13 protein-coding genes are annotated in these 20478 nt (G+C 34.8%); 6 read left to right on the forward strand and 7 right to left on the reverse strand.

Annotation, left to right across the window (positions count from 1 at the left end; genetic code table 11):
- On the forward strand, positions 1-5112 hold a 5112-nt coding region (locus IC221_RS23795; RefSeq protein ID WP_188171342.1), incomplete at its 5' end, for a T9SS type A sorting domain-containing protein.
- Between the two features lie 150 nt (positions 5113-5262).
- Here IC221_RS23795 and IC221_RS23800 read toward each other — a convergent pair.
- A complete protein-coding gene (locus tag IC221_RS23800) occupies positions 5263-5403 on the reverse strand; it encodes a hypothetical protein (protein ID WP_156152415.1) in 141 nt (46 codons plus the stop codon).
- A gap of 354 nt (positions 5404-5757) precedes the next feature.
- Between IC221_RS23800 and IC221_RS23805 the strand changes: the two genes are divergently transcribed.
- Both IC221_RS23805 and rfaD read left to right on the forward strand, forming a co-directional pair.
- Positions 5758-7677, forward strand: coding sequence for an OmpA family protein (locus IC221_RS23805; protein WP_188171343.1), 1920 nt, complete (start codon positions 5758-5760; stop codon positions 7675-7677).
- Positions 7678-7744: 67 nt separating this feature from the next.
- Positions 7745-8716 (forward strand): ADP-glyceromanno-heptose 6-epimerase, encoded by a 972-nt coding sequence (gene rfaD, locus IC221_RS23810; protein ID WP_188171344.1) that lies wholly within the window; start codon positions 7745-7747, stop codon positions 8714-8716.
- A gap of 77 nt (positions 8717-8793) precedes the next feature.
- On the opposite strand, the gene cydB is transcribed toward rfaD, so the two are convergent.
- From cydB to IC221_RS23835, 5 genes are all read right to left on the reverse strand, one after another.
- Positions 8794-9831 carry a cytochrome d ubiquinol oxidase subunit II gene (gene cydB, locus IC221_RS23815; protein ID WP_188171345.1) on the reverse strand — a complete coding sequence of 346 codons (1038 nt, stop codon included), beginning with the start codon at positions 9829-9831 and terminating at the stop codon, positions 8794-8796.
- Positions 9832-9843: 12 nt separating this feature from the next.
- The gene (locus IC221_RS23820; protein ID WP_188171346.1) at positions 9844-11220 is read right to left on the reverse strand and encodes a cytochrome ubiquinol oxidase subunit I; all 1377 of its coding nucleotides are present in this window, start codon (positions 11218-11220) and stop codon (positions 9844-9846) included.
- Between the two features lie 301 nt (positions 11221-11521).
- The gene (locus tag IC221_RS23825; protein WP_188171347.1) at positions 11522-11977 is read right to left on the reverse strand and encodes a CBS domain-containing protein; all 456 of its coding nucleotides are present in this window, start codon (positions 11975-11977) and stop codon (positions 11522-11524) included.
- 176 nt (positions 11978-12153) lie between these two features.
- Positions 12154-12897: a LytTR family DNA-binding domain-containing protein gene (locus IC221_RS23830; RefSeq protein ID WP_188171348.1), complete on the reverse strand. Its 744-nt coding sequence runs from the start codon at positions 12895-12897 to the stop codon at positions 12154-12156.
- A gap of 7 nt (positions 12898-12904) precedes the next feature.
- Positions 12905-13975, reverse strand: a complete 1071-nt coding sequence (locus IC221_RS23835) for a sensor histidine kinase (RefSeq protein ID WP_188171349.1) — start codon at positions 13973-13975, stop codon at positions 12905-12907.
- A 236-nt stretch (positions 13976-14211) separates the two neighbouring features.
- Between IC221_RS23835 and IC221_RS23840 the strand changes: the two genes are divergently transcribed.
- Genes IC221_RS23840 through IC221_RS23850 form a run of 3 tightly spaced genes read left to right on the forward strand, consistent with a single transcriptional unit; the run spans position 14212 to position 19961 of the window.
- Positions 14212-15339: an efflux RND transporter periplasmic adaptor subunit gene (locus IC221_RS23840; protein ID WP_188171350.1), complete on the forward strand. Its 1128-nt coding sequence runs from the start codon at positions 14212-14214 to the stop codon at positions 15337-15339.
- 22 nt (positions 15340-15361) lie between these two features.
- Positions 15362-18577, forward strand: coding sequence for an efflux RND transporter permease subunit (locus IC221_RS23845; RefSeq protein ID WP_188171351.1), 3216 nt, complete (start codon positions 15362-15364; stop codon positions 18575-18577).
- 58 nt (positions 18578-18635) lie between these two features.
- Complete coding sequence (locus tag IC221_RS23850; RefSeq protein ID WP_188171352.1) at positions 18636-19961, forward strand: TolC family protein; 1326 nt, start codon at positions 18636-18638, stop codon at positions 19959-19961.
- A gap of 55 nt (positions 19962-20016) precedes the next feature.
- On the opposite strand, the gene IC221_RS23855 is transcribed toward IC221_RS23850, so the two are convergent.
- On the reverse strand, positions 20017-20472 hold the full coding sequence (locus tag IC221_RS23855) for a TspO/MBR family protein (protein ID WP_188171353.1): 456 nt from the start codon (positions 20470-20472) through the stop codon (positions 20017-20019).
- Between the last annotated feature and the right edge of the window lie 6 nt (positions 20473-20478).

Raw genomic sequence — 20478 nt, forward strand, 5'->3', positions numbered from 1 at the left:
ATCAGCAGTTACGACGGGCAAACATTTAGCGGAGCAGATACAGAAACAGCGACAGTCACTTTCGGAGATCCTTACTCGTATGATGGTGGATTTGAAATCGCCTCTCTAGAATATAACTGGACTAAAGTAAGCGATGGATCGACGGAAAGCTCTGTTGCAGCGTTAAGTATTCCTTCAATGACAAGTGACAACGCGGATAGCTATAGATTGAATATCACTTCAACTTCCATCACTGGTCTAACCATCTTCACAAAACAAATTGACCTTCTATTTACACTAGGTCAAGAGGATTCAGTGGCATTGTATAATCTATTCGTAGAGTTAGGCACAACGCCTGACAAGGCAATAGAGATGCGAGATTGGGTAGATAATGACGGAAAATCAGTTGCTACTCAAATTGATAATTACGGTAGAGTGATCGACCTTGATCTTTCGGATAGAGATTTAACAAGCTTGCCTACAAGTTTGACCATTGGAAACTTCGGCTACCTTGAAACAGTAAATCTATCTGACAACCAATTGGAGGATGTGGCATTGACTTCGTTTGATAATGCCAATGATCAAAAAACGCAGTTTAATGTTGACAATAACCTCCTATTCTTCGATGATCTGATTGACAATAGCGAGTACATCAGCAGTTACGATGGTCAAACGTATAGCAGTGCAAATACAGAAACAGCGACAGTCACTTACGGAGATCCTTACTCTTATGATGGTGGATTTGAAATCGCTTCTCTAGAGTACAACTGGACTAAAGTAAGTGACGGATCAACGGAAAGCTCAGCGGCGGAGTTAAGCATTCCTTCTATGACAAGTGACAATGCAGATAGTTATAGATTAAATATCACTTCAACTTCTATCACTGGGCTGACAATCTTCACAAAACAGATCGACTTATTATTTACATTAGGACAAGAAGATTCAGTAGCACTATACAACTTATTCGTTGAGTTAGGAACAACACCTGATAAAGCAATAGAGATGCGTGATTGGGTAGATAATGATGGAAAATCAGTAGCTACTCAAATTGACAACTATGGTAGAGTTATAGACCTTGATCTTTCGGATAGAGCTTTAACAAGCATGCCGACGAGTTTGACCATTGAAAACTTTGGTTACTTAGAAACTGTAAATCTTACGGATAACCAATTGGAGGATGTAGCATTGACTACTTTTGATAATGCTAATGATCAAAAAACGCAGTTCAATGTTGATAATAACCTCCTCTTCTTCGATGAACTGATTGAAAATAGCGAGTACATCAGCAGTTACGATGGTCAAACGTATAGCAGTGCAAATACAGAAACAGCGACAGTCACTTACGGAGATCCTTACTCTTACGACGGTGGATTTGAAATCGCTTCTTTAGAATATAACTGGACTAAAGTAAGTGACGGATCAACGGAAAGCTCAGCGGCGGAGTTAAGCATTCCTTCAATGACAATTGACAACGCGGACAGCTATAGATTGAATATCACGTCAAATTCTATCACTGGTCTGACAATCTTCACAAAACAAATCGACCTGTTATTTACTCTAGGACAAGAGGATTCAGTAGCACTATACAACTTGTTCGTCGAGTTAGGTACAACGCCTGACAAAGCTATTGAAATGCGTGATTGGGTAGATAATGATGGAAAATCGGTAGCTACTCAAATTGACAACTACGGTAGAGTGATCGACCTTGATCTTTCGGATAGAGATTTAACAAGCTTGCCGACGAGTCTGACGATTGAGAACTTCGGGTATTTAGAAACTGTAAACTTGTCTGATAACCAATTGGAGGATGTAGCATTGACTACTTTTGATAATGCCAATGATCAGAAAACGCAGTTCAATGTTGATAATAACCTCCTATTCTTCGACGACCTAATTGACAATAGCGAGTACATCAGCAGTTACGACGGGCAAACATTTAGCGGAGCAGATACAGAAACAGCGACAGTCACTTTCGGAGATCCTTACTCTTATGATGGTGGATTTGAAATCGCTTCTCTTGAATACAACTGGACTAAAGTAAGTGATGGATCAACGGAAAGCTCAGCGGCGGAGTTAAGCATTCCTTCAATGACAATTGACAACGCGGACAGCTACAGATTAAATATCACTTCAACTTCTATCATTGGGCTGACAATCTTCACAAAACAAATTGACCTTCTATTTACGCTTGGTCAAGAAGATTCAGTGGCATTGTATAATCTATTCGTAGAGTTAGGCACAACGCCTGATAAAGCAATAGAAATGCGTGATTGGGTCGATAATGATGGAAAATCAGTTGCTACTCAAATTGACAACTACGGTAGAGTGATCGACCTTGATCTTTCGAATAGAGCTTTAACAAGCCTGCCGACAAGTCTGACAATTGGAAACTTTGGTTATCTTGAAACGGTAAATCTTGCAGATAACCAATTAGAGGATGTGGCATTGACTTCATTTGATAATGCCAATGACCAGAAAACGCAATTCAATGTTGATAATAACCTCCTATTCTTCGATGATCTGATTGATAATAGCGAATACATCAGCAGTTATGATGGTCAAACGTATAGCGGGGCGAATACAGAATCTACAACAGTGACATATGGCGGTAGTTTTAGCTTTGATGGAATATTAGAAAATGAAAGTGCTATTAATTATTCATGGACTAGAGTCAGCAACGAAGTGATCGAAAGTCAGACGTCATTACTTGAAGTTTCATTTATGGAAAGTAGTAATGCAGATAGCTATAGATTAAATGTTACATCTGATGCTGTAAGCAACTTGAGTATTTTCATAAAACAAATAGATCTTCTATTTACACTTGGTCAAGAAGATTCTCTATTGTTACATGAGATGTTTACTGAAATAGGTCATACTGCTTACGACCCTTCAGCTGAGTTCAGAACTTGGTTACCTGACCGTGTTGTTATTGATAACTACGGTAGAGTAACAGGATTAGATCTTTCAAACTTCAATATCAATGATGATAACACAAATACATTGAGTAGTTTACCTTCACAATTACTTGTATTTGAGCACCTCACCTCTCTTAATATTGAAAATAATTACTTAGACTTTGAAGATTTAGCCTCAATTGATGCGTTATTCGAGATCACATCTTACAATCCTCAATTGACAACTCCATTTACTGAGAGTTATTTCGTGACTCAATACGATAATTTCAATAAAGAGTATACTTCAGATAATACAAAAGAATATGCATGGGTACTTAATGGTGACACACTCAGTAAGTCCAATAATGCTATCCTTGAAGTTTTATCATTTGATCCAACGAAAGAAGGAGTTTATCAATTAGTTGAAAGTGACCCGAATACTATTTGGGATGAGCTAGAATTATTAATCGGAGAAGTTACGCTGAATTATAAGAGTTTGATTTCTGAACAAGATTCTGTTGCACTTCATCAGCTTTTCACACGAATGAATGTTGAATTTGATGATAACACAAGAATTATTGATTGGCCAAGAATGGAATATAACCTCGACGGTGAGATTACTTCTTTATTCTTACATGAGCTAAACGGTGAAGATTCTCTTCCAAGTTTGATCTCTCAATTTGAATCATTAGAAACGCTTAAATTATACAATAGTAATATCTCACATATCAGTGAAAACTTATGGAATCTCAACTCATTGGAATATCTTGATTTATCGGATAATAACTTAGAGGATCATGATGTAATGGGATTAAGCCAATTAAGTAACCTAACAACTTTATGGCTTAGTTTAAACAACTTAACGGTGATTCCTAACATAAGTGGAAACTTAAATTTAAGATATTTCATTGCCGATGATAACAATATCAGTTCAATTGGAAGTGAATTAGATAATCTATTAAATCTAATTGATCTATCATTAGCTGGAAATAATATTGAAGTGATTTCTACCAACTTTGCTAGTTTAGTTAATCTGAAGAAATTAGATTTCTCAAGAAACAACCTAACAGAATGGACAATGGAGCTTCCTTCAAGTGTTGAAGAATTATTGTTGTACACTAACTCAATTTCTTCATTGGCAAATATTCCAAATGATATCATCGTCAATATTGCAGATAACATATTATTCTATGATGATCTAGAAGGGTATCAAAAAGAGTTTGTGAATTATTCTCCACAAAGGTTTGAAGTCCAATATGAGAATGTGGCAATGATCCAAGGAGAAAACTACAGCTATTCTCATAACTTCGAAAGTGATGATCTTATCTACATCTGGTTTAAGGATGGTGTGATCATTAATTCACTTCAAACGAAAGACATCAATCTTGTGGATATGAAAAATGCTGATGCTGGAGTATATACTTGTTTTGTGTCACACCCTTATTGGACAGAACTTTCAATCCAAACAGTACAAATTAGTATTGGTATTAATTGCGGTGATAATTTAGCCGTAAGTCTACAAACCAACTCTAATGAATGGTTCTGCGAAGGAGATGAAATAGATGTTCAGGTGGAAGCATTGAGCGACACTGGAGACCTTACTTATATCTGGTACAAGGATAATGAGCTCCTTCCATTACTCAATACAGCAGTTGTAAGTGTTCATGAAGCTGGTAAATATTCTGTAAAAGTTCAAAATACGGAAGGATGTACAGCCTTTTCTGATAGTATAGAAGTAAGAATATCGGCAGCCTTAACAACTCCATCTATTGTTAATTTAGAGGATTCTCTAATGGTAGATGTTGTGAATACTGACTTACAATATTTCTGGTATGTAGATGGAGAGCTAATCGAAGAAAGTGGTACTATTATCCCTAAACTGGTAAGTGGTAATTATACAGTTGAAGTTGTAAATGAAGCTGGATGTACAGCAACTTCTGATATGGTTACAGTTCTACCTTCTGATATTATCACTAATCTTGATGAATCACTTGAAGATTTAATTAGTTTATATCCTCAACCTGCAAATCAGTTATTGAATATCACATTTGATGCCTTTATACAAGTGGATAAAATCAACTTGATTACCACATCAGGTGTAACAATAAATGTTGATTTCACTCAGAATCAAAATAGCTTTGAAGTACCTACTAAATCACTACGAAATGGTGTTTACTTACTGGAATTAATCCAAAAAGACGGAGTTACTTCTTATCATAAAGTTTTAATTGCTCACTAAAAAAAGAAGCAGTAGTACCAATCAAAAATGATTATACTACTGCTTCAACATTTAGACAAAAATAAAGTCCTAGCTGCGAGCCATGCATCTAGGACTTTTATTTATTACAGAAAACAGTCTTGAATTATGATTCTTATATTTGATAATGGATTATTCTACAGAAATTACATCAATTGATGATTTATTTGCTTTGACAGTAATATCTCCTTCCTCTCCACTCTGCATAGCATTTAACATTGAAAATAGACCAATTAAGAAAATCAATGCTAAAATTTTTATTAATGCTTTCATGGGGAATTTAATTTTTTATTTACTATCAACTTTATAACAAATAGGTACGGGGGAAAGACAAAAAAATATGCGCTTTTATATAAAATAACTGAATAATACATGTAATATCTTCGAATAGTACTATTCTATTAATTTTCATTTAAAATTGATTTCATGAATTGAATTTTAATGAGCATTTTTGTTTTATTTCAAAGCTAGAATTTAACTTTATAAAAAAGTGAATTATATTTATTCTTACATTTTCGATTGAAAAATAAAATCACCAATACCTGTTGTAATATGTTGAGATTTCTCTTTAGTTTTTTCTTATTCATCTATTGCTCTGTCTCTGCCTTTTGCCAAAATGATTCAACTTTGACCAAGACTTTCTTTCCTAAGAAAACCAAGGCATTGAATATCGCAAAGCAAAACTTTAAAATTGGAGAGAATTGGCTCAATGGGTACAACAACTTAGATAGTGCAATTCACTATTTTGAAAAAGTAAATGATTTTTGCCCCAATATCAGCAATGTGAATTATCAATTAGGGTATTGTTATCTTCAAAAAGAAAACTTAATTGTTGCTGATTCTTTTGCTACAAAAGCGTATCAACTCAAAATAACATTACCTACTCTTTATCTTAATGCAAGAGTAAATCATTATTTAGAAAATGCTGAAAAAGCATTATTCTTCTACCAAAAATATATTGATGAATATGCTTCTCCTGCATCGCCTGATAAAAAGCATATTGAAAAACTTATGAAACAAGCCAATGCATTGCTTCAATCAGAATCTGCAAAATATCAGATTGACAATAGAGAAAGCTTGAATTCTTCATATGATGACTTTTCACCACTATTTATCCCAAATACAACACAGCTTTACTTTTCTTCAAATAGAAAATCTTTAAGTAGCATTCATGAGGAAAGTACAAACATCTATTATTCTTTCTTTGAAGAAGATCATTTTCAAGAAAGTAAAATATTAAATGATAGATCAATTAACATTAAAGGGAACAGTGGTATTTCATCAATTTCAAAATCAGGAAAAACAATGGTGATTTATCATGGTTTTGGAGTTGGTCGTCTTTATTACGCCAAAATTAATCTAGACAAAGAGGTTAAATTTCCGGAAAACAAAAAGAAATTACCTTCACCTATTAATAATTACTTCTATCAGGTAATTGGCGGTACTTTTACTCCAGACGGTAAAGCCTTTTATTTCTCATCAAAAAGAAAAGACGGGACATTTAATTTATATTATACCATAAGAAATGGCAAAAAATGGGTTGAGCCAATTTTAGTCGAAAACATAAATTCCAAAGGAAATGAAATTGATCCCTATTTCTCTGCCAATGGAGATACGCTTTATTTTTCTTCTGATGGCCCCAAAAGTATCGGTGGCTATGATATTTTCTATGCTAGAAAAAAAGGTGAAAATAGTTGGTCAAAACCAGAAGGCTTACCAAGACCCATTAATTCAGCCTATGATGAAAAAACACCAAGTACCAATGACGATGGGAGTCTAATATTATTTAGTTCAAACCGACCAAATGGTAAAGGTGGATTTGATATTTATACCTGCTCATATCAAATGATACGCTCGAAAGTCATTACTAAAAATAATTCTACGGAATCTGAAAAGCCTCAAACTGCAATTTTAGATGCTATCCTGGATGAAAACCTATTGAACACTCAATTACATATTCTTAGTAAAAAGGATTCAAGTCAATTATCTGATGCTCATATTACCATTTATACTTTTCCTGAAAATAATGTATTAAGGAAAATAAAAACGGGTGAAAAAGGAATAGCACAAATCAATGCTGTACCCAATGAACATACTTTCGGTATTAATATCGTTAAAAAAGGATATGAATTATTCTCACAAAAAGTCTATGTTGACTCCCTACAAAAAGACTATACAATATACCTTGATCCCATTGAGTTAAATCATAATATTGCTTTGGAAAATATTTTTTTTGATACCAACTCTAGTAAGATCAATAAGACTTCCTTTAATGAATTAGCAAATATACTTCGTTTCTTAAAGGTGAATGCTAATGTTGTTATCCAAATAGAAGGGTATACTGATAATACGGGAGATTATGATATCAACATGATGCTCTCTCAAAAAAGAGCAGATGCCATTGTAAATTATCTTATTGAGGCGGGCATTTCGAAAGAACGACTTGTAAGTAAAGGTTTCGGTGAAGAGCACCCAATAGCAGATAATACTACTTCAGAAGGAAAAGCTAAAAATAGAAGAACTGAATTCAAGGTCATTAAAAACTAATTCAAGATATTTTGTTGGTCTAAGGAAATGAACCGTTATCTTCGTATAAAATTAAAAATATAGAACAATGATAGTTGTAACAGGTGCTGCCGGATTTATTGGCAGCTGTATGATTTCTAGATTGAACGAAGATAACTTCAATCATATCGTTGCAGTAGACGATTTTTCATTTCCTGAGAAAAATAAAAACCTTGAAGGGAAAAAAATCTTGGAGAAAGTGGAAAGAGAAGAATTCTTTGAGTGGTTGGATAAAAATCATTTAGAAGTTGAATTTATCTTTCACTTAGGAGCTAGAACAAGTACAGCCGAATTCAATAGAGAAATTCTTGCTCATTTGAATACTGATTACACAAAGAAAATGTGGAATGCAACCATTAAGTATGCTATTCCATTAGTTTATGCTTCTTCTGCTGCTACTTATGGTCTAGGAGAATTAGGCTATGAAGACAGCGAAACAATTATCCCAGATTTGAAGCCTTTGAATCCATATGGAGAATCAAAAAATGAGTTTGACATCTGGGCATTAGGACAAGAAAAGAAACCTATGTTCTGGGCTGGCTTGAAGTTCTTCAATGTTTATGGACCCAATGAATTCCATAAAGAAAGAATGGCTTCTGTAGTATTCCATGCTTTCAACCAAATCAGTAAAACAGATGGAATGAAACTTTTCCAATCTCACAATCCTGATTATAAAGATGGTGAACAACAAAGAGACTTTGTCTATGTAAAAGATGTAGTTGAAATTATGATGTTCTTAATGTACCACCGTCAGGCGAAAAACTCTGGCATTTATAATGTAGGTACAGGTGAAGCGAGAACATTCCTTGACTTAACGAAGGCTACTTTTAAAGCCATGGGCAAAGAAGAAAATATCTCTTATATCCCTACTCCTGAAGATATCAGAGATAAGTACCAATACTTTACTGAGGCTACAATGGAAAAACTTAGAAAAATTGGTTACGACAAACCTTTTACTTCTTTGGAAGAAGGTGTAGAAGATTATGTGAAGAATTATTTGATGAGTACTACACGCTACTAGTCATCAACAGCAATAATAAAAATGCCTCCGTTTTCGATATTGAAAGCGGAGGCATTTTTTATTTTATGAAAAGTAGTCTAATAACTATGTTCATCTAACTTCACTTTTCCCCAGAATATTTTATACACAATAAATGTATAAGCTAGTACCAAAGGTGTACCGATTGCCGCAATCGTCAACATCAATCCCAATCCTTTTTGAGAAGCTGCTGCATTATAAATTGTGATAGAATTATTAGGGTCATTAGAAGCAATCAATAAGTTGGGAAATAATTGCACTGCCACTAAAATTAAGAGCAAACTAAAAGTCAATGACGAGAAGACAAAAGCTTGCATATACTTCTTCTTTCTAGCCAAACGAGGAATATTAGCGATGGCAAGAATCGCTGTTAATGGCAAGAAAAACAATGACGGATGGTCTTTAAAACGCTCTGCTAAGTGAGGTTGAAAAATCAAAGTAAATACACTCAATACACCAAACATCACAATAAAACCGATCATACATTTTTCTAACATCTTCACTACTTTATCAAATAGTTTTCCTTCTGTTTTTAATGTAAGATAAATAGCTCCATGCATCATCATTAAAGCCAATGTTGTCAAACCTACAAGAATTGAAAAAGGATTTAAGAACATCGTTAAGTGAGGGTCTATTGCTTCATAATTTGAATCTAAAGGAAAACCTTTCAGCACATTACCTAAAACCACACCTAAAAGAAAGGCAATCATTCCACTAGAAATGCTGTAAGAAACATCCCACATCGTTCTCCACCATTTCATTTCCTCTTTACTTCTAAATTCAATAGAAATAGCTCGTAAAATGATGAACATAATAAAGAGCATAAAAGGAATATACATCGCTGAAAACAAAGTGGCGTAAAAAACAGGAAAACCTGCAAACAAGGTTCCTCCTCCAATTACCAACCATACTTCATTGCCATCCCAAACAGGTCCTACCGCATTTAAAGCAACGCGTCTATTTTTATCTCCTTTAATAAATAAGTGCATGGCTCCTGCTCCTAAATCAAAGCCATCCAAAATGCCGTATCCTGAGAATAAAGCGCCTACTACCAAAAACCAAAGTGTAGGGTAATCTAATCCTAAAAACGTTTCCATGGTTGTATTTTATTATTCTGAGAAAAAGTCATTAATTCCTTGTTGATGAGGTCTGTGATCAATCAAGTGCGTATCTGATGGACCATGTTTTATCTTTTTATTCAATAAGTAAATAAAGAGAATAAACAATAGTGTATAGATAAAGGTAAACATGATCAATGAGAACAATACTTGGTCTGCTTGTACGGCTTTAGATAATGCATCTGATGTTCTTAATAAGCCATAAACTACCCAAGGTTGTCTCCCCATTTCTGCTGCAAACCATCCAAATTGATTGGCTAATTGAGGTAAAATCACCGCAAAAACAAAAGTCCATAAAAGCCACTTCTGTTTAAATAAAGTTCCTCTGAACCAATAGAAGGTTCCTAAAACAGACAAACCGATAAGCATCATTCCAATACCCACCATTAAATGATAAAATTGGAATACCGCGTTGATTTGTGTTGGTATTTCATCTTCTGGAAAGGCATCTAAACCTTCCACTTTTCCATCAAAGTTAAATTGAGTCAAGAAGGCTAAACCACCAGGTATTTTTACTCCGTAAACCTCTTTACTCTCTTGATCTACCCAACCAAAGAGATATAAATCAGCAGAATGATCTGTATAATAGTGTCCTTCAAAAGCAGCTAATTTTGCGGGTTGATTTTCAGCTACTCCATCCGCTGACATGTGTCCTAAAAACAACTGCACAAAAGAGAAGAAAGTGGCAGCCATTAAACCTAGTTTAATACCTAGTTTTGAAATATCCTGATGTCTTTCTCTCACTAAATAGTAAGCATGTACGCTTATAAAAAGAAATGCTCCTGCTAAAAATGCTCCTACCCAAACATGCAATATTCTCTCTACACTAGAAGGGTTAAAAACCATCTCCCAAAAATCTGTAATTTCTGCTCTAGCTTCCATTCCCTCACCTACAATTTTATAACCTGCAGGTGTTTGCTGCCAGCTATTAGCGACAACAATCCAAATGGCAGAGAACATAGAACCGAAGAAAACACCCACAGTAGACATAAAGTGTACTCTAGGGCTTACTTTATTCCATCCAAAGAGCAAAATGCCCAAGAAACTACTCTCCAGAGCAAATGCAAAAATCCCTTCAGCGGCTAAAGCTGAGCCAAAAATATCACCAACATACCTGGAATAAGTGGCCCAATTGGTACCAAATTCAAATTCCATTACAATACCGGTGGCCACACCAATACCAAATGTAAGTGCAAAGATTTTCACCCAAAAACGAGTTAAAACCTCATACCTTTGGTCTTTTGTTTTTAAAAATAATCCTTCTGAAATTACCAACATCAATCCGATACCAATACTTAATGGAGGATAGATGTAATGAAATGAAACGGTAAACGCAAACTGAATTCTTGATAGTATTTCTACATCCATAGTTAGGCTATATCATAGTGTTTTTACTTTACTAACTTAATCAACTTTTGGTTGATAATCTTTGTTTTTTCATAGTAAAGTCGAAATATAAATTTGTTGCACAAAAATACTCCAAATTAATTGAAGAGTAAGTCAATTTTTGAATGTTCACATACATTTTGAATTCAAAAAACAATGACTCCACTACGACAGCACTTTATAAAATCCTAAAGTTTGTTATTCGAAAGTTTAGGGCATAAAAAATGCGATTCCATGATCTGAAACCGCATTGTATTACTCATTTTGGATATATAATTTTTGCTTACCAAGTTGTAGAGCTCAGGTCAACTGCGGCTCTAAGAATATCTCTTCTTGATACTTGACCAATTAATTTTCCATGTCTTGTAATCGGGTATCTTCTAAAAGAAGAATTTTCGAATAACATGGCTACTTCTACAACATCCTTGTCTGCAGAAATAGAAGATACAGATTTGGTCATGTAATCTCTTACTTTTCCTTGACTAGCGGGGTAATTGAGATATCTACTTTCAAGAATGACATGTAAACAATCTTTCTCTGATAGCATCCCTACCAAATCACCGTCTTCATTCACTACTGGTGCTCCTGAAATTTTCTTTTCAACCAAGACTTCCATTGCTTCTTCAATGTTTTGATCAGGAGTGAAAACGATCAGTTGTTTAGTCATATACTGCTCTACACTAGGGTAAGGTTTTACGTCATGTGGATTTTCAAGTACTCTTTTGGGTGTAAAATTCATTTTAGTAATTATTTAGTGGTTATAGGATGAGCGATTAAAACGATAATAGAAAAAATCTCTACTAATAATCTTATTTAGTCTCATAATATACACATTATCAGTATCAAAAGCTAATTACAACCCCAAATAATACAGACGTATGAGAATTGTCCAATTGTCGAATAAAAAATTCTGTTCTATTCAAACACCTTCAACAATTCACTTCTATAACTCTGTCCCACTGGTAACTCCACTTCACCTAAACCCAATATATTTCCTTCTAGTGTTTCTATTTCATCTACATTGACGATGTAGGATTTATGTATTCTGATAAATCCTTTGTCCGACAATACTTCTTCAAGTTTTTTAAGGGAAGCAAGGGCTAAAATTGTTTTTTCTTTGGTGTGGAAAGCGACATATTCTTTCTTCCCCTCCATATAAAGCAACTTATCAAACCTTACTTTGTACAGCTTATAATCCGCTTTGATGGTTAGGCTATCAGATTTTGTTTCAATATAGGAGGTGTTTTGAGGTTCAGATTGATGTGACTCTTCTCTCACGTTCTGTTTTGATTTTATCAATTCAAACTGCTCAATTACTTTGTTAATCGTCTGTAAAAACCTTGGAAGGGTAATCGGTTTTAACAGGTAATCAAAAGCATTTAGTTCAAAACCTTTTATGGCGTATTCTGAATAAGCTGTAGTAAAAACAATCATTGGACGTTTGGTTTGCATGGTTTCAACAAACTCAATTCCAGATAAATTGGGCATTTGAATGTCTAAGAAAAGTAAATCTACATCATTACTTTGCATAAACGTCATGGCCTCAATCGCATTCTTAAACGTTCCTAACACCTCTAATTGTGGAACTTTTGAAGCATAATCCTTGATTAAACTTCTTGCTAAATGCTCATCGTCAACAATTATTGTTTTAATCTTCATTTTACTTTCAGCTATTTTTAATTTCCAACTTGATCTCAAATTCTTGCACACCTTCATTAATATCCAATTGATGCTTCTTTGGATAAATTAGATCTAATCGCTTCTGAACATTTTTAAGACCAATACCGCCTACAGCTATTCTACTTACTTTATCTGTTACTGAATTACTCACTTTTAAAGTAAGCTGTTCCTCTTGCTGTTTTAATTCAATTTTCACAAAACCTTCTGGGTTTTCTTCCAACCTACTGTATTTGAACGCATTTTCAATAAATGGCTCCAACAACATAGGGGCTATTTTAAACTGAGGGTTTTGAATGTCAATGAGAAATGAAATGTTTTGTGGAGATTCTGTTTTCAGTTGTTGAAAATCGATATAATTATGTAAATAAGTGATGTCTTTTTCTAAGGCTACAATTTCCTCATTACAATCATACAATAAGTAACGCAGCATTTCAGAGAGTTTTGCAATATTATCCGTCGCCTGAGGCATTTGCATGTAAGACATGCTGTAGATGTTATTTAAGGCATTAAACAAGAAATGAGGATTAATCTGAGATCTTAAAAATTTTAATTCAGCCTCAATCTTTCCTTGCACCAACTCCTTTTTCTTTAATTGCTCTTTTTCGTCATGGCTACTTAACTTTAATACCGTACTGACCAATATTGAAATAAGAATAAATACACTACCAAAACCAAAAGGCCAAATCCATTCAAAAGTGAGTTGTCCGTTGAGCTTTTCTCTTAATTCAATATGCTCTGCAAAAAACAATTCGGGATCTAATAAATGAAAGGTTTCTCTACTAAGGAACAATAATATCTTGATCGCTACAATATAGAGCACAATGGCAGCGATAACGTAAAATAAATTACGATTTCTTTTAATTAATAATTGAGGAACCAATAATTCGATATTCGTAATCACCACAAATAAAAAGATACCTGTAGTGATACTTGCACGAATGAGTGCGAATTTTGCACCCAACCAAAAATCAGTGCTTAAAAGAAATATAAATAAAGCAATGGTGATTAAGGGAAGTACTGCTTTACTTGGTATAGATAAGTTAAATCGTTCTTTCATTTAGATAAATTTTCCTCAAAAGAATAGATATAAAAATTAAAAAAATAGTTCTATCAACAAAACCTCATTTTTTCTCGATAAACAGTCTGATTTTCTCAACAAACAGGGTTATTGATCAAATATCCTGATTCATAGAAAGGTTCTCTTGGTTGGTTGAATTAATTATGCCACGGCAAGTTGAATGATTTATTTCGAGCTTGAAAATAAATAAAACATTATCAAACTATCTAATTTTTATGTCTCGTAAACACCTTATCACTATTGTGGGCATTATCACACTGATCGGTATCGCTAGCTTCAGTACTCATACAATGCTTAAGAATAAGCCTGTTCCCGCTAAAGGTATTAAAAAGGAAAAAGTATTATCTATCAAAGCAGAAAAGGCTCACTTCGTTAATGTCAATAACAATCAGATTTACCACGGTAGAGTAAATGCAGCACAAACCTATATTCTTTCTACTGAAGTTTCAGGTAGAATCATGAATACGAATGTTGCATTAAAAGAAGGAAATACATTTAGAAAAGGACAAAAGTTAGTTCACATATTTAGCAATGACATTGAGGCCACTTTAAAATCTCAAAAAAGTAGCTTTATGAATACGATTGCCTCTATTCTTCCTGATTTAAAAATTGACTATAAATCAGAATACGAAAAATGGTATGGATTCTTCAAACAAGTCAACATTGCTGAACCTCTTCCTGAACTTCCAGCTATTAACTCAGAACAAGAGCGTTTATTCTTAGCTTCAAGAAATTTGATTACAGAATATTACTCCATCAAACAATCAGAAATCAACCTTGCAAAATACAACATCTACGCTCCTTTTAATGGGACTTTTAAATCGGTTCGTTTAGAAGCGGGATCTATTGCTTCTCCAGGTGCTGAAATTGGAATAATCAGTAGAACAGATGCTTTGGAAGTTATCGTTGAGGTGGAGCCAAAAAATGCAAAGTGGATCAAATCTGGCGACCAAGTAAACGTAGTCACTGAATCTGAAGATCATTCGGCTATTACAGGTAAAGTGATTCGAAAAGCAAAAATTGTTGATCCTCAATCACAAACAATTAAAATCTACGTTAGAATTAGCCCTAAAAACAACGATCAAATCTACGAAGGACAGTTTGTCTATGTTGAATTTGAAGGGGATGAATTGAAAGACGTAGTAGAATTACCAAGAGAAGCTATTACTGATGCTAAATATGTTTTTATCGTTAAAGATAATCAGTTAAAACAAAAAGAAATTGACATCATCAAAACAAATGGTGATAGCTATTACATCCAAGGGGTTTCTTCTGATGACATTATTGTGACGGAGTCCGTTTTCAATGGAAAAGAAGGAATGAAAGTTAACATCAGAAGCTAATCACCACGCATTATAATCAATTATGAAAAAGCTTATCACAACATTTGTGGAGAAACCTTTCTATGCACACATGTCTTTACTTCTTATCATTTTGTTAGGAGGTATTGCCACATACAGCATGAGAAAGGCGTCTTTCCCGCTGATTGAATCTCGTATTATCACTGTAAGTGTGATGTATCAAGGTGCCTCTCCAAAAGAAATGGACGAGGGTGTCACTACACTAATTGAAAACGAAATCAGAGGTATTCCAGGTATTAAAGAAACTCGATCGGTCTCTGCTGAAAACGTAGCTACAGTAACCGTCACTACGGAAGCCAAAGCGGATATTGATGAAGTATTGACCGATGTCAAAAATGCAGTTGATGGGATTTCCAATTTCCCTGCCGGCGCTGAAAAGCCTTCGGTTTCAAAAACAAGAGCAACAACAAGTGCTATGTTCTTAGACCTTAAGGGTGATAACTTAAGGGATTTGAAAAACTACGCTCAACGTATTGAAGATGATTTTCTTGCTTCTGGTAAAATATCTCAGATCGCCATTTCAGGTTTCCCGAATACAGAAATTTCAGTGGAGGTAGATGAAGACCTATTACGTCGTTACAATATTAGCATTGACGATATCAAAACTGCCATTTCTAATAACAACCTTGATATCACTGGTGGTACTATCAAGAATGAAAGAGAAGAAATTGCTGTTTTAGCAAGATACCGTTCTTCTGATCCAGAAAAGATCAAAGATATTGTGGTAAGAGCCACGATTGACGGTCGTGTCATTAAAGTAGGTGACTTAGCTGATGTTCATTATCAATTTGCGGATGTACCGAATGCTGTTTGGATGAATGGTAAAAATGCTATTTCAATTCAAATCAGTAAACTGCATACAGAAGATTTACAAAACATTTCTGAGTATATCAATGAGTACAAAGAGGAGTTCAATGCCACACACGATGATGCTGAATTGATTATTGGTTTCGATTTCCTTTCAGTAGTCAATACACGTTTAGATACATTGGTGGAAAATGGTCTATTAGGTATTATCCTAGTGGTCATCACACTTTCATTGTTCTTAAGTTTCCGCCTTTCATTATGGGTAGCTTGGGGTATTCCATCTTCATTCTTAGGGATGTTTATTTTTGCCAGTTTAATGGGAGTAACACTTAACATGATCTCACTATTTGGTATGATCTTGATTATTGGTATCCTTGTGGATGATGGTATTGTGATTGGTGAAAATATCTTTACGCATTATGAAATGGGTAAATCTCCAATTAATGCCGCTATTGATGGTACTATGGAGGTAATCCCTGCCGTATTTACATCAGTATCGACAACAATCATCGCCTTTTTCCCATTCCTTTTCCTTGAATCTGGATTGGAGATGATGGCCGAAATGGCACTGGTGGTGATTCTCTGTTTATTGTTCTCTCTGTTTGAAGGTATGTTCCTTTTACCTTCCCATGTGAGTTCTCCAAAGGTATTGACACCAAGAAAAGATGAGTCGAAATTTAATAAAGTACGTAAAGCATTAGACAGCGTTATCTTTACTTTCAGAGATAAAATTTATGTCCCAATACTTAAGTTTTTATTAGATCACAAGTGGTTTGGTATCTCTATCCCTGTTGCTGCCATTATCATTACGGTTGGATTAATTGGTGGTAGAGTGATCGAATTAACCTTCTTCCCTAGCCCTCCTGGCGACTTCTTTAATATTGATTTAGCCCTAAAACCAGGTATTCATCAAGACACTACGAAAACGTATTTAATGCGTTATGAAGATGCCGTATGGGAAGCCAACGAAGCATTGAAAGAAGAATACAATACTGACTTTGAATTTTTCGAACACACTTTTGTGAGTTTGGGTAGTGCATTTAGTGGTTCCGAAAGTGGTACACATACAGGTTCGGTTTTCGTAATTATGGAAGACCTCACCGACTCTCCTATTGATGCATCCACGATTAAAGCAAAAGTAAATGAGATCATTGGTGAAGAACCTACCGCTCGTAAACTTTCTGTTGGAGCCAATAACATGTGGGGTGCACCAGTATCAATCAGTTTATTAGGATATAATTATGATGAATTAGAGGAAGCTTCTGACTTCCTAAAATCCGAATTGAATGAGCACACTTCGCTTTACAATGTAATGGATAACAATCAGATTGGTGGTCAGGAAATTCGTTTACGTTTAAAACCTAAAGCTTATGCTTTGGGCTTTACAGAGGCTTCGTTGATGTCTCAGGTAAGAAATGGTTTCTTTGGAGCTGAAGCACAACGTTTACAGGTCAATAAAGATGAGATCAGAATCTATGTAAGATATAAGAAAGAAAACCGTAATACCTTGGGTGATCTTGAAAGAATGCGTATACGTACCGTTGAAGGTTTGTATCCACTTTCATTATTAGCTGATTTTGATGTTACCCGTGGCCCTGTTGCCATCAATCATTACAACGGTGAAAAAGAAATCAAAGTTGATGCTTATATGCTTAATGCTCAAGACCCCGTTATTCCAATCATTGAAGATTTAGAAAAAACGGTTCTACCTGAATTGGCGACATTATATCCTTCAGTTCGATACGAATACCAAGGTCAATTAAAGAGTTCAAAAGAAGATTCACAAGAGTTAGTCAATACTTATGCTATTGCATTCCTTTTGATCATTATGATTTTGATGTTACACTTCCGTTCATTCACTCAAGCTGCTATTGTTTTGGGTATGATTCCTCTAGGTATTATTGGTGCAATGTGGGGACACGGTATAGAAGGACAAACCATCTCAATGTTCAGTATGTTGGGTATGGTAGCACTTTCGGGTACCATTATTAATGATGCGGTAGTTTACCTTTCAAAATTCAATCAGGATTTACTTTCAGGAATGAAATTCGATGACGCACTGATTAATGCCGGTAAATCTAGATTCAGACCGATCCTATTGACTACACTTACTACGACCATCGGTTTATACCCTATGATTTTGGAAACGTCACCACAATCAAGGTTCCTTGTTCCTGTAGCCATTTCATTGGCCTACGGTATCATGATCGGTACAGTGTTCATCTTAACAATTCTTCCTGTATTGGTGAAAGTCATCAATGATGCTCGAAGAGGTAAAAAATGGGTGATGACAGGTAAGAAGCCTTCAAGAGAAGAAGTAGAAAATGTCTTTACTGAGATCGCAGCTACCAAAGCCATGAAGGCAAAAGATGCTCAACAAGCAGAAGACAACAAAATATTAGAAACCTATTAGATCAAAAGAGAATCCCTGCTTGAACCTCAATTTCAAGCGGGGATAAAAGAAAATAATAATGAAAAATATATTTATTTCGGCACTTTTGTTTCTGTTTACTTTTTCTCAGGTAACAGCTCAAGAACAAGAGAAAGTCGTTGCACAAACAATTACCTTAAGTTTAGCAGATGCTATTGCTCAGGGTCTAGATAATAATTATTCCATTCGTATTGAAGCACAAAATGTGGAAATCGCCAAAACCAACAATACACTAGAAAATGCTGGTTTATATCCTTCTATAAGTGTTAATACCGGCTGGAATCATCAGTGGTCTCAAGCTGTCAACTCAAGTTTAGGAAGTATTACTCCAGATGTAAAAACACAATTTACCATTTTCAATGGCTTTCAAGTGTGGATTAATAAAGCTCAACTCGAAGAGTTACAACACTTTTCTGAAGGTAATGCTCAAGTTGTAATAGAGAATACTATCAAAGATATCATTGTGGGGTATTATGAAGCATTGCTAGAGCAAAATAGGTTTGAAGTTGCAGAGCGTTTAGCACAATTGTCACAAGAGCGTTATGACTATACAAATTCTCAAAAGGAATTAGGACAGAAAGTAACGTATGATGTTCTTCAGGCCAAAATAGCTTGGTTCGAAGACCGAAAAACAGCTTTAGAACGTAAAAACACATTACAAGTAAAGCTTCGCGAACTCAATTTTATAATGGGTGTTCCTGAAGAAGAACAAGTAACGTATAACCTCACAGAAGATTTTGAGGCAGTAGAAAAAGATTATATACTTCAAGATTTGATTGAGAGGTTAAATGCAGATAACTCTACTTTAAAAAATCAATACGTCAATCAAATTATCAAACAAAAGGATATTGAATTGGCAAAAGCTGCTTTTATGCCTCAAGTAACTGGTAATGCAAGTCTTAACTACACGGACCAATATGCTGTTGGTGGTAATATTCCAAACTTTATGGTTGATGGAATCAATGGTTCAGTAGGCGTTACACTTTCTTTGCCGATTTATATGGGAGGAAGCAGAAGAAGAGCAAAACAAATTGCCACCATCAACAAACAAATTGCAGACATAGAAACCGCTCAGATGTCACATAGCTTGAATAATCAAATGATGCAGGTCTATGACACGTATGTTCTTCAGAGAGAAATCTTAGACCTTGCGGAAGAACAAGTAGCTACCGCACAATTGAACTTAGATATGTCGACAGAAAGATATAGAAACGGACAGATTAATTCATTTAACCTTCGTGATGTTCAGATTCAATATTTGGACGCACAAAACTCCAGACTTTCAGCCATATTTAATTTAATTTCAACAAACACAGAGATCGTTAGATTGACCGGCGGTATCATTGATGCTTACGGAAATCAGTAAAAATTAGATTGATTTATTTTAAATCCCAATCAGTGTCGGTTGGGATTTTTTTTGCTTAATTATAAAGTACTACATAAGCATTAAGTGATGTAGCAATATTAATCCAAACAAAGTAAGGTATGATAAGTAATGACCACCATCGAAGTGACTTATAGTAATTAATAAGGTAAATATAAATCAAAGCGGTAAGGGCAATGATTATCACTAATCCAAAAATCGTATTTCTAAAGTAGAAGAAAACCGGATTCCAACTAATATTAAGAATCACTTGAGCAGCATAGAGTAATATAAACACCAATCTGTTCTCTTTCTTATAAAGCAAAGCCAAATAAACTGAAAAAGTGATCATTATTGTAGTCCAAGCCACGCCGAATACCCACCCCGGAGGGGTCCAAGGAGCTTTGTTCATTTGCTGATACCATTCTGAAGGCACACCGTCGCCCGTAAAAAATCCACCAATTGCTAGGCCTGCAAAATTTATTACTAAAAAAATAATTACTCTAATCCACATAAGCAT

It is taken from the genome of Flammeovirga sp. EKP202 (genome assembly GCF_014534745.1).
GTDB lineage: Bacteria > Bacteroidota > Bacteroidia > Cytophagales > Flammeovirgaceae > Flammeovirga.

Bases quoted from the DNA above. Each gene is read 5' to 3' on its own strand.
- IC221_RS23800 (WP_156152415.1), bottom strand. From the start codon at position 5,403: ATGAAAGCATTAATAAAAATTTTAGCATTGATTTTCTTAATTGGTCTA.
- rfaD (WP_188171344.1), top strand. From the start codon at position 7,745: ATGATAGTTGTAACAGGTGCTGCCGGATTTATTGGCAGCTGTATGATT.
- cydB (WP_188171345.1), bottom strand. From the start codon at position 9,831: ATGGAAACGTTTTTAGGATTAGATTACCCTACACTTTGGTTTTTGGTA.
- IC221_RS23820 (WP_188171346.1), bottom strand. From the start codon at position 11,220: ATGGATGTAGAAATACTATCAAGAATTCAGTTTGCGTTTACCGTTTCA.
- IC221_RS23825 (WP_188171347.1), bottom strand. From the start codon at position 11,977: ATGAATTTTACACCCAAAAGAGTACTTGAAAATCCACATGACGTAAAA.
- IC221_RS23830 (WP_188171348.1), bottom strand. From the start codon at position 12,897: ATGAAGATTAAAACAATAATTGTTGACGATGAGCATTTAGCAAGAAGT.
- IC221_RS23835 (WP_188171349.1), bottom strand. From the start codon at position 13,975: ATGAAAGAACGATTTAACTTATCTATACCAAGTAAAGCAGTACTTCCC.
- IC221_RS23840 (WP_188171350.1), top strand. From the start codon at position 14,212: ATGTCTCGTAAACACCTTATCACTATTGTGGGCATTATCACACTGATC.
- IC221_RS23845 (WP_188171351.1), top strand. From the start codon at position 15,362: ATGAAAAAGCTTATCACAACATTTGTGGAGAAACCTTTCTATGCACAC.
- IC221_RS23850 (WP_188171352.1), top strand. From the start codon at position 18,636: ATGAAAAATATATTTATTTCGGCACTTTTGTTTCTGTTTACTTTTTCT.
- IC221_RS23855 (WP_188171353.1), bottom strand. From the start codon at position 20,472: ATGTGGATTAGAGTAATTATTTTTTTAGTAATAAATTTTGCAGGCCTA.